Raw genomic sequence first — 14,778 nt, forward strand, 5'->3', positions numbered from 1 at the left:
AGGCCACCTCACGGACACGCCCACTCAGGTGTCAGCCGACGCCGGCGACGCTACGAAGGTCCGCGGCGCGGTCGGTCTGCTCCCAGGTGAACTGCGGCTCGAGACGCCCGAAGTGACCGTACGCAGCCGTCTCGGTGTAGATGGGGCGCCGCAGGTCCAGATCGCGGATGATCGCCGCCGGGCGAAGGTCGAACACCTGAAGCACGGCCTTCTCGATCACGTCGAGCGGCGCCTGTTCGGTGCCGGAGCAGTCGACGTAGAAGCCGACCGGCTGGGCCTTGCCGATGGCGTAGGCGACCTGGCATTCACAGCGCTTGGCGAGCCCAGCCGCGACGATGGTCTTGGCCACCCATCGCATGGCGTAGGCAGCGGACCGGTCGACCTTTGTCGGGTCCTTGCCGCTGAAGGCGCCACCGCCGTGCCGCGCGTAGCCGCCGTAGGTGTCGACGATGATCTTGCGGCCGGTGAGCCCGGCATCGCCCATCGGTCCCCCGAGCTCGAACCGCCCGGTCGGGTTGACGTAGAGCCGGTAGCTCGACGTGTCGACGTCGAAGTTGCCGAGCACGGGCTCGACCACCTGCGTCCGGATGTCGGGCGTGAGCATGTTGTCGAGGTCGATGTTGGCCGCGTGCTGGGTGGAGACGACGACGGCATCGACGCGGACCGGACGGTCGCCGTCGTACTCGACCGTGACCTGCGTCTTGCCGTCGGGCCGAAGGTAAGGGAGCGTGCCGTCCTTGCGTACGTCGGACAGTCGCTTGGACAGCCGGTGGGCCAGTGTGATGGGCAACGGCATCAGCTCAGGCGTCTCGTCACAGGCGAAGCCGAACATCATGCCCTGGTCGCCTGCACCCTGCTGGTCGATCGGGTCGGTGGAACCGTCCGTGCGTTCCTCCCAGGCACCGTCGACACCCTGGGCGATGTCGGGCGACTGCGTGCCAAGAGCGATGGCCACCCCGCACGACGCACCGTCGAAGCCCTTGTTCGAAGAGTCGTAGCCGATGTCGAGGATGCGATTGCGGACGATCGGGGTGATGGCGGGCTGGGCCTTCGTGGTGACCTCACCGGCAACCACCACGAGGCCGGTGGTCACCAGAGTCTCGACCGCGACCCGACTCAGCGGGTCGTCCCGCAGGAGGGCATCGAGGACTGAATCGCTGATCTGGTCAGCGATCTTGTCCGGGTGACCCTCGGTGACGGACTCGGAGGTGAACAGGCGTCGCGACACGGGCGTCCTTTCTGTTGGCACTGTTCCGTCAGGTGGCACCGTGCCTCCGCGGCGGTGCGAAGGCGCGGACGGCGTCGCCCGCGGTGCGCTGGACCAGCGCGACGAAGGTGTGCTCGTCTTGTGGGTGCAGCCCAGCGTAACGAGAGACACCGGCACTGGCGTACCAATGGGGTGCGTTTCATCCTGAATGCCGCCGGCCGAATGCTGAGCGTGACGACACCTTCAGTGGTCCGGTTGGTACGAACCGTGAGGAAATCAGCGAAGCCAGGCGGACCGGCGAGAGGGACCACACCGGCCCGGTCCACACGTCAGCGTGGGAGAAAATGTCGAACGCGGCCGTTCGAGAGGTGAGACACGACGACCGGAGACCTCTGGAAACCACGACTCGCGCGGGACCACACGACGGCTGGGCCGCCGGAATCGACCTAGCCGTCCCGTCCTTGCCACGTGCAGACGCAGGCCTCGTTGCCTTCGGGGTCGGCCAGCACCCAGAAGGCCGGCGCGGCCGCATCGGAGAGCACCCTGCCGCCTGCGTCCATCGCAGCCTGGATCCGAGCCGCCGCCTCGTCGTGTGGGACCGAGACGTCGAGATGGATGCGGTTGCGCTGGGGGCGTGGCGCGTCCATCTGCTGAAACCAGATCGCGGGACCCTGGCCGATCGGATCGACGAGCGGGTCCTGCGGACCTGACGCGCCAGGCTCGTCGGCGTATCCCATCACCGCCTTCCAGAAGGGGCGGATCAGCGCGATGTCGAGCGCGTCGATTCCGAGCTCCACGAGCTGGACCGATCGTGGCGCGTCCGTACCGACGTCCGGGGTCGTGGACAGCTGCAGCTCACCTACAGTCGACGAGATGCGGCCGGCCAGTTCGATCTCGCGCGACGTGATCGAGGCCGTGGCCGACGACTGCAGGGACAGCACCACGCGGAAGCGCCGCACGTCGATCGTCAGGCGACCGTCGACGTCGCCACCACAGGCGTCGACCACGGTGGCCGCGACCCTGGCCGCCTCGGCGAGCGACCGCACCTGGATCGAGGTGCGCACCACCCCGAGGACATAGCGCCATCCCCACCCGCTCACTGCAGCGGAGATCTCCTGGCGGGTGAGTACTTGGCCCGCGGCGTCGGAAGGTTCGTCCATGCGGCGCATCCTGGCACCAGGCACCGACGCCGGACGGACACCGCGTGAGCGGCGTCCCGGCTCCTGACGGCGGGATTCACCCGAGTCGGCGTTGGACAAGTGCTCGTACGTGTGTTCGAATGCCTGTGTGCGCTGGGACAACCTCACGTTCGCCGACCCCGAAGGTCGCGACCTCACCGACAGCTCGGTCGGAAGCGGCAGTCCCCACCAGAACGGTGCCGGCTCAGCCACCGGACCGGCCATCCGCAACGCGCCGGCCGACGCTCTTCCCTTCGCTCTCCCGGGCGCGGTGACGCGTACCTTCGACACGCCGGGCTTCGCCGGGATGACGTTCTACGAGATCCGGGCGAAGTCGGTCATCAACAGGGTGCCGGGGCGCTCCCGGGTGCCGTTCGAGTGGACGATCAACCCCTACCGCGGCTGCTCCCATGCGTGCACCTACTGCTTCGCCCGCAACACCCACACCTACCTCGACCTCGACGCCGGACGTGACTTCGACACCAAGGTGATCGTCAAGGTCAATGCAGGTGAGCTCGTACGCCGGGAGTTGGCGGCACCGAAGTGGCGTGGCGACCACATCGCGATGGGCACCAACGTCGACTGCTACCAGCGCGCCGAGGGGCGCTACCAGCTGATGCCGCAGATCATCAGTGCGCTGCGCGACTTCCGCAATCCCTTCTCGATCCTCACCAAGGGGACGCTGATCCTGCGCGACCTTCCTCTGCTCCGCGAGGCCGCGGAGGTGACAGCTGTCGGACTGTCGTTCTCGGTCGGCTTCGTCGATGACGCGCTGTGGCGCTCGGTCGAACCCGGGACGCCGAGCCCGCGCCGTCGCCTCGATGCCGTCCGTACGCTGACCGACGCCGGCTTCACCGTAGGTGTCCTGATGGCGCCGATCCTGCCGTTCCTCACCGACACCGACGAGTCCATCGACGCGACCGTCGCGGCGATCGCCGAGTCCGGTGCGGCCAGCGTCACTCCCCTGCTCCTGCACCTGCGCCCCGGTGCCCGCGAGTGGTACGCCGCCTGGTTGGACCAGGCGTTTCCGCACCTGGCACCGCGCTACCGCGCGCTCTACCGGCGAGGTTCGTACCTGCCGAAGGACTACCAGCACGACGTGACCGAGCGGGTCAAGAAGGCCGTGCGCCGGCACGGCATGGACAAGGCCGAGCGCAACCGGGCGCGCCAGGTGCCGGCATCACCCACGGAGGCGAGAGCGCTCGCGGCCGCGACCCCGAGCCGGCCGAGTGGGGCGGACGAACCCGAGCAGCTCACCCTGCTCTGAGGCATCGCCTGGTCGAGCTGCAGGCACCGACGGCGACGTCCGGCGTCTAGCGCCTGCTCGCAGTGGGGCTCGGCGATGGTCCTGGCTCGCCGGCGCCGCGACCGTCGATGGCGAGGTTGAACACGCCGACGAGATAGGCGACCAGCAGAACGACGATGACCACGGAGGCGCGGAACGACAACCACTTGTTCCGACGCATCGTGCGGACGCCCGTGCGGGCGAGCTTGTGATCGGCGACCGCGCGCCGGCTGTGTTGCCATCGCTTGCCGGCTCCGAACGCGATGACGACGCCGAGTAGCGCCAATCCCACTGTGAGAGCCATCCGCCGCATGATAACGATCAGTGGGCGGCCGATACAGGTTCGGGTGCTGCCGTGGTTGCCAGTGCCGGACGCTCAGCTCGACCAGCGTTGGACAACGAGGTCCCAGATCCGGTGTGCCAGCGCGTCCTTGGGCCCGCGGGGAACCTGCGTCTCCGGCCCGCCGGCGTCGAGGATGACGGCCTCGTTGTCAGGTTCCTCGAACCCCCGACCGGCACCCACCTCGTTGACCACGAGGAGGTCGCAGCCCTTGCGGGCGAGCTTCGTACGCCCGTGCTCCAGCGCCGTTCCATGTGCGTCGCCAGTCTCTGCGGCGAACCCCACGACCACGAGACCCGGGCGCGGTCGATCGTGGGAGATCTCGGCGAGCACGTCGGGATTCTGCACGAGCTCGATCGTGGGTGCGGAGACGTCGTCGGTCTTCTTGATCTTGTGATCGGCGTACGCGGCCGGCCGGAAGTCAGCGGGTGCTGCGGCCATCACCAGCGCATCCGCGTCGCGGACCGCGGCGAGCACGGCGTCACGCAGGTCCCGCACCGACACCACTGGGACGACCTTGACGCCGGCCGGGTCCGGGAGGGTGCTGTTGGCCGACACCAACGTGACGATCGCTCCGCGGGCCGCGGCGGTGCGGGCGAGTGCGTAGCCCTGGCGGCCGGACGAACGATTGCCGAGGAAACGCACCGGGTCGAGGAACTCGCGGGTGCCACCGGCGCTCACAACGACATGGCGCCCGGCCAGGTCAAGGTCGAGTACGCCCCCGCCGCGGGAGAGCACCGTCTGGCACACCTCGAAGAGCTGCTCCGGCTCCGGCAACCGGCCCTTGCCGGTGTCGGCGCCGGTCAGGCGTCCCTCGGCCGGCTCCACCACCAGGGCACCGCGGGCACGCAACGTCGCGACATTGGCCTGCGTCGCCGCGTGCTCCCACATTTCGGTGTGCATCGCCGGCGCATAGACGATCGGGCAGCGGGCCGTCAGCAGTGTCGACGTCAACAGGTCGTCGGCGAGCCCATGCGCGGCCTTGGCGAGCAGGTCGGCGGTGGCCGGAGCGACCACGACGAGGCCGGCCTCCTGGCCCAGGCGCACGTGCGGAACCTCGTGCACGTCGTCCCACACCTGGGTGTGGACGGGCTGGTGGGACAGAGCGGCCCAGGTCGGGGCGCCGACGAAGCGCAACGCACTCTCGGTCGGGACGACCCGCACGGGATGGCCGGACTCGACCAACAGACGGAGCAGGGAGCAGGCCTTGTAGGCCGCGATGCCTCCGGTGACGCCGAGGACCACCGGTGCGGCCGGAACGGCCGCTGACGAGGCCACGGTCATGGGGCCACGGTCAGGACGCGGCCGGCGGTGCCTCGTCCGTCGGCTCGATGTCCTCGACCGAGAGAAGGTTCTCGTTGATCTCGCGGAGCGCGATCGAGAGCGGCTTCTCCTGGACGTGGGTATCGACCAGTGGTCCGACGTACTCGAGCAGGCCCTCGCCCAGCTGGGCGTAGTAGGCGTTGATCTGGCGAGCGCGCTTGGCGGAGAACAAGACCAACTTGTACTTCGAGTCGGTCTTCTGGAGCAGGTCGTCGATGGGCGGGTAGGTGATGCCCTCGGCCGCTGGCTGGGTGCCGGACACGCTCATGCCTCCGAAGAGTTGGGGTGGGAGCTGATTAAGGCTACCAACTCTTCCGCCGCAGTATGGACATCGGTATTGACAACCGTGACGTCGAACTCCTTCTCCGCCGCAATCTCAGCGCGCGCGGTCTCGAGCCGGCGCGCCTGCTCCTCGGCGGTCTCCGTCCCGCGACCGGTGAGGCGGTGTACCAGTTCGTCCCAGTCTGGTGGGGCCAAAAAGACGAAAAGCGCCTCCGGCATGGTCTTCCGCACCTGCCTTGCACCCTGCAGGTCGATCTCCAGTAGCGCCGGCCGGCCCGAGGCGAGCATGTCCAGTACCGCACGCCGAGGGGTGCCGTAGCGGGCGTGGCCGTGAACGACGGCCCATTCGAGCAGCTCGCCCTCGGCGACCATCCGGTCGAACTCCTCATCGGAGACGAACCAGTAGTGCAGCCCCTGAATCTCACCCGGCCGAGGCCGCCGGGTGGTCGCGGACACAGAAATCCAGATCTCTGGGTGATGCCTGCGGATATCTGCCGCAACTGTGCCTTTGCCGACCGCGGTGGGACCCGCAAGCACCGTGAGCCTCGCCAACCGGGCATCAGTGGCGGGAGCCTCGGGGGTCCCCTCCTGCACGGTTTCAGGATTCGCCGAACTCACGCTTCAGCGCAGCCACTTGGTTGGCTCCGAGCCCGCGCACGCGGCGAGTCTCGGAAATACCGATGCGTTCCATGATCTGGCGTGCCCGCACCTTGCCCACGCCGGGCATCGCGCAGAGCAGGTCGTGGACCCGCATCTTGCCGATCACTTCGTTGGAGTCCTGCCCTGCGCCGACGACCTCGCCCAGCGAGGCGCCGGAATTCTTGAGGCGGTTCTTCACCTCGGCACGCTCCCGGCGGGCCTCTGCGGCCTTTTCCAGGGCGGCCTGGCGAGCTTCGGGGGTCAGGTGAGGTAGCGGCACGGACGGTCACCTCGAGGCTGTGCGACGGGTCGTAGGTGCGGCGATTCTTCCTGGACGGACATATCGCCCGCTCAGCGGGGTCCACCCCTGCCCTCGCCAACTGCCACGACACCTGCAGGAGCGCTGCTCGACCTCGCCGAACGTGCACGATGAAGGCGAACCTACCCAGGTCAGACCTACTCAGCAAACAGGGGTCGCCGCTACGCGCTAGGAGACCTCCAGGTTGCACCGCTGCTTCGCGTCGACGGACACGGCGTTCACGGCTTCCTCGGCCGCCTGGCGGTTCTGCTCCAACTGCGCCTTGTCGGCGTTGCCCGGATCGTCCATGGCTTGACGGGTGGCCTTCATCGTGGTCGAGAGGGTGACCCAGTGCTCCTTGATCTCGTCCGGTGCGGCATCGGCGGCCTTGTCCAGTTGCTTCGACAACGCGGTGAAACCCTTGTCGTCGGAGGGGTCGGCGCTCGCGAGATCCACGCCTTCGGTGAGGACGTCACAGTAGGCGGCATCCTGGCCGCCGCATGCGACGAGCGCACCCAATGCCAGGCCGAGTGCACACATGACCGCTGCCGAACGTCGCACCGACATCTCCTCCCATACCGGACAACAGTGCGCATATGACGTCGCGGTGGCGGAGGATGGTTCCAAGATCCTGGTGGGGAGTACGCCGTTGTGGCGAACGGCTCAGCCCGGCGAGGTACGCCCGTACGCGACGAACGGCGGGTTGTCGAAGCCCGGTTTGCCGTACTGGAGCGGCGGACCGGCCGCGGTCCGTACCGTGCCGCCCGCCGCCCGGACCACGGCATGGCCGGCGGCGATGTCCCATTCCATCGTCCGGCCGAACCGCGGATAGACGTCCGCTGTGCCTTCGGCGATGCGGCAGAACTTCAGCGAGCTCCCCGCCTGGACGAACGACGCGACCCGAAGGTCGGCAAGCCACTTCTCGGTGTCCGGATCCAGGTGGCTGCGGCTCACCAGGGCACGGAAGCCCTCGGGGGGTGCGGGTACGACCTCGAGCGGCCGGGTGCCATCGGCGTCGGTCCGCTCGGCCAGTCCGGGCGCCCCGACATAGGTGAGCCCGATCGCCGGCGCGTGGACGACACCGAGCACTGGTACGCCGTCCTCGACGAGGGCGATGTTGACGGTGAACTCACCGTTGCGGGACAGGAACTCCTTCGTGCCGTCGAGGGGGTCGACCAGCCAGAAGACCGTCCCCAGCTCGGCGGGAATCCGACCGGCGGCGACGCTCTCCTCCGCGACGACGGGAATGTCTGGTGCCAGCTCGGCGAGCCCGGCAAGGATCACCGCCTCCGCGCGGACGTCGGCCTCCGTGACCGGCGTCCGGTCGGCCTTCTCCCGCGCGCCTGGATCGTCGGCGGCGTAGACCTCGAGGATGACCTCGCCGGCCTTCAGGGCGAGCTTGCGGACGGGGTCGACCAGTGCGGCGGTAGGGGGAGACATGGCGCCCATGGTGTCAGAACGCCTTCTGCGGGACGGCGTGGCCATGCGTACGACGGCGCGGGCATGCGTACGGCCGTGGGCGTCAGGTGAGGACGGCGGCAAGCTCTCCCGCGGTGCGGGCGGCCGCTTCGCGAAGGCCCCGCATGGACGGCCCCGCCTGGAGCAGTCCGCGGGACGTGGCCGGAAGGACGTGGGGCAGGCCCGCCCCGAAGATCCGTTTCAGGTCCGCGGCGGTCCCGCCCTGAGCGCCGAAGCCCGGCGCGAGGATGGGCCCGTTGAGTCGGGCGAAGTCCTCCCCGGTCTCCCCCACGGTGGCGCCGACGACGGCGCCGACCGAGCCCAGCGGGTCTGCTCCGGCGTTCGCGGCGGCGATCCGGTCGAGGAGGCTCCCTGCGACGGTGCGTCCGTCCGACTGACGGGCCGCCTGCACCTCGGGGCCCTCCGGGTTGGACGTGAGCGCGAGGACGAAGACACCGCAACCGAAGCGGTCGGCACTGTCGAAGAACGGCCGCAGGGAGCCGTACCCCAGGTATGGGTGTGCGGTCACGGCGTCGACGAAGAGCGGGGACGACGGTTCGAGATAGGCGTCGGCGTACGCCCGGACGGTCGAGCCGATGTCACCGCGTTTGCCGTCCAACAGCACGATCGCGCCAGCCTCGCGGGAGAGGGCGATCACCTGCTCCAGGACGGCGATCCCGCGGCTGCCGTGGCGTTCGAAGAACGCCGACTGCGGCTTGACCATTGACACCTGGGGCGCCAGGGCTTCCGTGGCGGTCAGGGCGAAGCGTTCGAGACCGCTCGGGTCGTCAGACAGGCCCCAGGCGGCCAGCAGCGACGGGTGCGGGTCGATGCCCGCGCACAAGGGTCCGCGCGCGTCCATGGCGGCACGCAGCCTGGTCCCGAACGGCGTCACATCCGATCCCACCGTGCGGTCCTCCTCGAGGAGCTGTCGACTCACTGGTCCTCCCGTAGTGCTCGTGCCCAGTCCTGCAACGACCGCACCCCGATCTCGCCGGCTCGCAGCGCCTCGATCCCCTGCACCGCCGCGGCGAGACCCTGCACCGTGGTGATGCAGGCGATGCTGCCCATGATGGCGGCGGTCCGGATCTCGTAGCCGTCGATGCGCGGACTACCGCCGGACGTCGTGCCGCGCGGGGTGTTGACGATGAGGTCGACCTCGCCGTCGATGATGCGCTGGACGATGGTCGGCTCTCCCGCCGGGCCCGGTCCCTGCGTCGCCTTGCGGACGACGGTGGCGACGACGCCGTTGCGGCGCAGCACGGCCGCGGTTCCTTCGGTCGCGAGGATCTCGAAGCCGAGGTCCGCGAGGCGCTTGACCGGGAAGATCATGTGCCGCTTGTCGCGGTTGGCCACGGAGACGAAGACCCGCCCCTTGGTGGGGAGCGCACCGCCGTAGGCGCCGGCCTGAGACTTCGCGAAGGCGACGCCGAAGCCGGCGTCGATGCCCATGACCTCGCCGGTGGAACGCATCTCAGGGCCGAGCAGGGTGTCGACGGTGCGGCCGTCGGGGGTACGGAAGCGGTTGAACGGCATGACGGCTTCCTTGACCGCGATGGGGGCGGTGGGTGGGAGGTGGCCGCCGTCGCCGGACGCCGGCAGCAGACCCTCGGCCCGCAGATCGGCGATGGTCGCGCCGAGCATGACCCGGGCCGCCGCCTTGGCCAGCGGGGTCGCGGTGGCCTTCGAGACGAACGGGACCGTGCGCGAAGCCCTCGGGTTGGCTTCGAGGACGTAGAGCACGTCGCCAGCCAGTGCGTACTGCACGTTGAGCAGGCCGCGGACGCCGACACCGCGCGCGATTCCCTCGGTCGAGACGCGGATCCGGTCGATCTCCTCCCGGCCGAGGGTGATCGGTGGCAGGGCGCAAGCCGAATCGCCGGAGTGGATACCGGCCTCCTCGATGTGCTCCATCACGCCGCCGAGGAACAGCTCCTCGCCGTCGTAGAGCGCATCCACGTCGATCTCGACCGCGTCGTCGAGGAACCGGTCGACGAGTACCGGATGCTCCGGCGAGATCGCGGTCGCCCGGGCGATGTAGGACTCCAGCGCCTTGTCGTCGTAGACGATCTCCATGCCGCGCCCGCCCAGGACGTACGAAGGACGCACGAGCACGGGGAACCCGATCTCGTCGGCGATCGCCTTCGCCTCCGCGAAGGACGTTGCCGTACCGTGCTTCGGCGCGGGCAGTCCGGCGTCGGCGAGGACGCGTCCGAACGCTCCGCGTTCCTCGGCGAGGTGGATCGCCTCCGGCGTGGTGCCGACGATCCGGACGCCCTCGTCCTCGAGTCCCTGGGCGAGGCCGAGCGGTGTCTGGCCGCCGAGCTGGCAGACGACACCGGCGACGGGGCCGGCCTGCTGCTCGGCGTGCACGACCTCGAGCACGTCTTCGAGCGTGAGCGGTTCGAAGTAGAGCCGGTCACTCGTGTCGTAGTCGGTGGAGACGGTCTCCGGGTTGCAGTTGACCATCACGGTCTCGTAACCCGCACCGTCGTTGTCGGGACAGTCGGCGAGGGCCAGTGCGGCGTGGACGCAGGAGTAGTCGAACTCGATGCCCTGGCCGATCCGGTTGGGACCCGAACCGAGGATGATGACCGCCGGCCGGTCGCGGCTCGGGACCTCGGTCTCCTCGTCGTAGCTCGAGTAGTGGTACGGCGTCTTCGCCGCGAACTCCGCCGCACAGGTGTCGACGGTCTTGAAGACCGGCCGGATGCCAAGGGCCCACCGCACGCCGCGTACGACGTCCTCGCGCATGCCCCGGATCGCGCCGATCTGCGCGTCGGCGAACCCGTGCCGCTTTGCCCGGCGTACCAGGTCGGGTGCGAGCTGGGGCGCCTCGGCGAGGTCGGTCGCGATCTCGCCCAGCAGGACCAGCTGGTCGAGGAACCACGGATCGATCCCGCTCGCGGCGTACAGCTCCTCGACGGTCGCGCCCGCCCGGATGGCTTCCACCACGACGCCGAGCCGCCCGTCGTGGGGTGTACGAATGAGCGCGAGCAACTCGTCCTTGTCGCGAGGTTCACCCACCCAGGACAGGATGGCGGCGCGCTTCTCGATCGACCGCAGCGCCTTCTGCAGCGCCTCGGTGAAGTTCCGCCCGATCGCCATCGCCTCACCGACGCTCTTCATGTGCGTGGTGAGGGTCGGGTCGGCGTGCGGGAACTTCTCGAACGCGAACCGCGGCACCTTCACCACCACGTAGTCGAGCGTCGGCTCGAAGGACGCGGGCGTGCCGTAGTCGCCCGCAGAGGTGATGTCGTTCGGAATCTCGTCGAGGGTGTAGCCGAGCGCCACCTTCGCGGCGATCTTGGCGATCGGGAAGCCGGTCGCCTTGGAGGCGAGCGCACTCGACCGGGACACCCGCGGGTTCATCTCGATGACGATCATCCGGCCGTCGCGTGGGTCGACCGCGAACTGGATGTTGCAGCCACCGGTGTCGACCCCGACCGCGCGGATGACCCCGATCGCGATGTCGCGCATGTGTTGGTACTCGCGGTCGGTCAGCGTCATGGCCGGAGCGACCGTCACCGAGTCGCCCGTGTGCACGCCCATCGGGTCGACGTTCTCGATCGAGCAGACGATGACCACGTTGTCCGCCCGGTCGCGCATGACCTCGAGCTCGTACTCCTTCCAGCCGAGGATCGACTCCTCCAGCAGGACCTCGGTGGTCGGACTCGCCGCGAGGCCCGCGCCCGCGATCCGGTGCAGGTCCTCGGCGTCGTAGGCCATGCCAGAGCCTGCCCCGCCCATCGTGAACGACGGACGGACGACCACCGGATAGCGCAGCTCCTCCGCCGCGGCGAGGCACTCCGCGAGGGTGTGACAGATCCGGCTCTGCGCCACCTCGGCGCCGAGTTCCTCGACGATCCGCTTGAACGACTCGCGGTTCTCACCCCGCTGGATCGCCTCGATCGACGCACCGATCAGCTCCACGCCGTACTTCGCGAGGACGCCGGACTCGTGCAGCGCGACCGCGGCGTTGAGGGCCGTCTGGCCGCCGAGGGTCGCAAGCAGCGCGTCCGGGCGTTCGGCCGCGATGACCTTCTCGACGTACTCCGGGGTGATGGGCTCGACGTAGGTCGCGTCCGCGAACTCCGGGTCGGTCATGATGGTCGCCGGGTTGGAGTTGACCAGGACGACGCGCAGACCCTCGTCGCGCAGGACCCGGCATGCCTGGGTTCCGGAATAGTCGAACTCGCATGCCTGGCCGATCACGATCGGCCCGGAGCCGATGACGAGAACCGAGGAGATGTCCGTACGCCTGGGCATCAGCCTGCACTCCCTCCGGTTGCCATGAGATCGGTGAAGCGATCGAAGAGGTACGCGGCGTCGTGCGGGCCGGCCGCGGCCTCGGGGTGGTACTGCACCGAGAACGCCGTCAACGCGCCCTTGCCGTCGCGGAGCTCCAGACCCTCCACGACCCGGTCGTTCAGGCACACGTGGCTGACGGTCGCGGTGCCGTATGCCGTCTCCGTGGGACGGTCCGCCGGCGCGTCCACGGCGAAGCCGTGGTTGTGGGCCGTCACCTCGACCTTGCCGGTCGTCCGGTCCTGCACGGGCTGGTTGATGCCGCGGTGGCCGAACGGGAGTTTGTACGTACCGAAGCCGAGGGCCCGGCCGAAGACCTGGTTGCCCAGGCAGATGCCGAAGAACGGCTTGCCCGCCGCCAGGACTCCTCGGAGGACTCCCACGGCGTGCTCCAGCGGCTCGGGGTCACCGGGTCCGTTGGACATGAAGACACCATCGGGCTCGACCGCGAGCACGTCGTCGAGCGTGGACGTCGACGGCAGGACGTGCACCTCGATCCCCCGCTCGGCCATCCGGTGCGGGGTCATCGCCTTGATACCGAGGTCGACCGCGGCGACCGTGAACCTCTTCCCGCCCTGCGCGGGGACGACATAGGGCTCGGGCGTCGTCACCTCGTCGACCAGCGCCGCGCCCTTCATGGTGGGCGCGCCGAGCACGCGCGCCAGCAACGCCCGCGGATCGCGCTCGACACTGGAGATGCCGACCCGCATCGCACCTCGCTCGCGCAGGTGCCGGGTGAGCGCGCGGGTGTCGATGCCCGCGATCCCGACCACACCGTCGGCGGCCAGCGCGTCGGCGAGGCTCCCCCGCGACCGCCAATTGGACGGCACCCGCGCGGGGTCGCGCACGACGTAGCCCGCCACCCAGATGCGGCGGGACTCCGGGTCCTCGTCGTTGACCCCGGTGTTGCCGATGTGGGGCGCGGTCTGGATCACGACCTGCCGGTGGTACGACGGGTCGGTCAGCGTCTCCTGGTAGCCCGTCATGCCCGTGGCGAAGACCGCCTCGCCGAAGGTCTCTCCCTCCGCGCCGTAGGCATGACCGCGAAAGACCCGGCCGTCCTCCAGGACGAGCAGCGCCGGCGGCCCGGTGGTCCTGGACTGCCTGCCGCCCTCGTCCGCGTACGCCGTCACTGGGGCTTCCCGTCAAGCACCGTCGGCCGTCCCCGCAGGAACGTCGCCACAACCTGGCCCGGCAGTGTCGTACCGGCGTAGGGGGTGTTCCGTGACCTGCTCACCAGGTCGGCCGGCTCGACCACCCAGGGCGCGGCCGGATCGTAGAGCGTCAGGTTGGCCGGCGCCCCGACCTCGAGCGGCTGGCCCTGTCCACCGAGGCGACCGATCCGCGCCGGTTGGTAGGCCATCCGGTCGGCGACCCCCGACCAGTCGAGCAGCCCGGTGTCGACCATCGCCTGCTGGACCACGCTGAGCGCCGTCTCCAGCCCGACCATCCCCATCGCCGCGGCGGCCCACTCGCACTCCTTGTCCTCGACCGGATGTGGCGCATGGTCGGTTGCCACGCAGTCGATCGTGCCGTCGGCCAGGGCGGCGCGAAGCGCCTCCACGTCCGACGCCGAACGCAGCGGCGGATTGACCTTGTAGATCGGGTCATAGCTCGCCACCAGGTCCTCGGTGAGCAACAGGTGGTGCGGTGTCACCTCCGCCGTCACCGGGTAACCACGGCTCTTGGCCCAGCGCACGATCTCCACCGATCCGGCGGTCGACAGGTGGCAGACATGCACCCGGGAGCCGACGTGTGCGGCCAGCAGGACGTCGCGGGCGATGATCGCCTCCTCCGCCACCGCCGGCCAGCCCGGCAGGCCGAGAGTGGCGGAGAGCGCACCTTCGTTCATCTGGGCGCCCTCGGTCAGCCGGGGTTCCTGCGCGTGCTGAGCGATCACACCGTCGAACGCCTTGACGTACTCCAGCGCCCGGCGCATCAGTACCGCATCGGAGACGCAGTCTCCGTCGTCGGAGAAGACCCGCACCCTGGCCGCTGACTCCGCCATCGCCCCCAGCTCGGCGAGTTGCCGGCCCGCTCGACCGACCGTGACGGCACCGATGGGTTGGACGTCGCAGTGCCCGGCGTCCTGACCCAGCCGGTAGACCTGCTCGACGACCCCCGCCGTGTCGGCCGCCGGATCGGTGTTGGGCATCGCGAACACCGCGGTATAGCCGCCCCTCGCGGCGGCGACCGTGCCGGACTCGACCGTCTCGGCGTCCTCCCGGCCGGGCTCACGCAGGTGCGTGTGAAGGTCGACCAGACCTGGCAGCACGACGAGACCGGTGACGTCGACCGTGCCGGCGCGCGGCCCGGACAGGTTCTGCCCGATCTCGGCGATCACGCCGTCCTTGAGGACCAGATCGGTGGGATCGCCGCCGTACGGGCGTCCGCCGCGAAGAACGTAGGACTTCCTGCTGTGCCTACTGATTCGCTCGCTCATGCCGTTCCCCTTTCGCA

The 14,778-nt window shown here is 69.5% G+C and carries 14 protein-coding genes; 1 reads left to right on the forward strand and 13 read right to left on the reverse strand.

Annotated features, from left to right (window positions below):
- Nucleotides 1-31 precede the first annotated feature (31 nt).
- Both metK and ABN028_RS20875 read right to left on the reverse strand, forming a co-directional pair.
- On the reverse strand, nt 32-1,228 hold the full coding sequence (gene metK / locus ABN028_RS20870; protein ID WP_349331575.1) for a methionine adenosyltransferase: 1,197 nt from the start codon (nt 1,226-1,228) through the stop codon (nt 32-34).
- A 425-nt stretch (nt 1,229-1,653) separates the two neighbouring features.
- Nucleotides 1,654-2,367 (reverse strand): 4a-hydroxytetrahydrobiopterin dehydratase family protein, encoded by a 714-nt coding sequence (locus ABN028_RS20875; protein WP_349331574.1) that lies wholly within the window; start codon nt 2,365-2,367, stop codon nt 1,654-1,656.
- A gap of 127 nt (nt 2,368-2,494) precedes the next feature.
- On the opposite strand from ABN028_RS20875, the gene ABN028_RS20880 reads away from it, so the two are divergent.
- Entirely contained in the window at nt 2,495-3,652 is a 1,158-nt protein-coding gene (locus ABN028_RS20880) for an Rv2578c family radical SAM protein (protein WP_349697805.1), read from the forward strand.
- 46 nt (nt 3,653-3,698) lie between these two features.
- On the opposite strand, the gene ABN028_RS20885 is transcribed toward ABN028_RS20880, so the two are convergent.
- The 11 genes from ABN028_RS20885 to ABN028_RS20935 form a co-directional block, all read right to left on the reverse strand.
- A complete protein-coding gene (locus ABN028_RS20885; RefSeq protein WP_349331572.1) occupies nt 3,699-3,974 on the reverse strand; it encodes a hypothetical protein in 276 nt (91 codons plus the stop codon).
- A gap of 72 nt (nt 3,975-4,046) precedes the next feature.
- A complete protein-coding gene (gene coaBC, locus ABN028_RS20890) occupies nt 4,047-5,294 on the reverse strand; it encodes a bifunctional phosphopantothenoylcysteine decarboxylase/phosphopantothenate--cysteine ligase CoaBC (protein WP_349697806.1) in 1,248 nt (415 codons plus the stop codon).
- A 10-nt stretch (nt 5,295-5,304) separates the two neighbouring features.
- A complete protein-coding gene (rpoZ, locus tag ABN028_RS20895) occupies nt 5,305-5,595 on the reverse strand; it encodes a DNA-directed RNA polymerase subunit omega (RefSeq protein WP_349331614.1) in 291 nt (96 codons plus the stop codon).
- A gap of 2 nt (nt 5,596-5,597) precedes the next feature.
- Complete coding sequence (gmk, locus tag ABN028_RS20900; RefSeq protein ID WP_349331570.1) at nt 5,598-6,167, reverse strand: guanylate kinase; 570 nt, start codon at nt 6,165-6,167, stop codon at nt 5,598-5,600.
- A 46-nt stretch (nt 6,168-6,213) separates the two neighbouring features.
- Complete coding sequence (gene mihF / locus ABN028_RS20905; RefSeq protein WP_349331569.1) at nt 6,214-6,534, reverse strand: integration host factor, actinobacterial type; 321 nt, start codon at nt 6,532-6,534, stop codon at nt 6,214-6,216.
- 207 nt (nt 6,535-6,741) lie between these two features.
- Nucleotides 6,742-7,113, reverse strand: coding sequence for a hypothetical protein (locus ABN028_RS20910; RefSeq protein WP_349331568.1), 372 nt, complete (start codon nt 7,111-7,113; stop codon nt 6,742-6,744).
- Between the two features lie 102 nt (nt 7,114-7,215).
- Nucleotides 7,216-7,992 carry a 3'(2'),5'-bisphosphate nucleotidase CysQ gene (gene cysQ, locus ABN028_RS20915; protein ID WP_349331567.1) on the reverse strand — a complete coding sequence of 259 codons (777 nt, stop codon included), beginning with the start codon at nt 7,990-7,992 and terminating at the stop codon, nt 7,216-7,218.
- A gap of 82 nt (nt 7,993-8,074) precedes the next feature.
- Nucleotides 8,075-8,950 carry an orotidine-5'-phosphate decarboxylase gene (gene pyrF, locus ABN028_RS20920; RefSeq protein ID WP_349697807.1) on the reverse strand — a complete coding sequence of 292 codons (876 nt, stop codon included), beginning with the start codon at nt 8,948-8,950 and terminating at the stop codon, nt 8,075-8,077.
- Nucleotides 8,947-12,279 carry a carbamoyl-phosphate synthase large subunit gene (gene carB / locus ABN028_RS20925; RefSeq protein WP_349697808.1) on the reverse strand — a complete coding sequence of 1,111 codons (3,333 nt, stop codon included), beginning with the start codon at nt 12,277-12,279 and terminating at the stop codon, nt 8,947-8,949. The genes pyrF and carB overlap by 4 nt, the downstream gene beginning before the upstream one ends.
- The gene (gene carA / locus ABN028_RS20930; protein ID WP_349697809.1) at nt 12,279-13,451 is read right to left on the reverse strand and encodes a glutamine-hydrolyzing carbamoyl-phosphate synthase small subunit; all 1,173 of its coding nucleotides are present in this window, start codon (nt 13,449-13,451) and stop codon (nt 12,279-12,281) included. Before carA ends, carB begins: the two co-directional genes overlap by 1 nt.
- Complete coding sequence (locus ABN028_RS20935) at nt 13,448-14,761, reverse strand: dihydroorotase (RefSeq protein WP_349697810.1); 1,314 nt, start codon at nt 14,759-14,761, stop codon at nt 13,448-13,450. Before ABN028_RS20935 ends, carA begins: the two co-directional genes overlap by 4 nt.
- Nucleotides 14,762-14,778: the final 17 nt, after the last annotated feature.

This window comes from Actinopolymorpha sp. B17G11, assembly GCF_040196095.1.
GTDB lineage: Bacteria > Actinomycetota > Actinomycetes > Propionibacteriales > Actinopolymorphaceae > Thermasporomyces.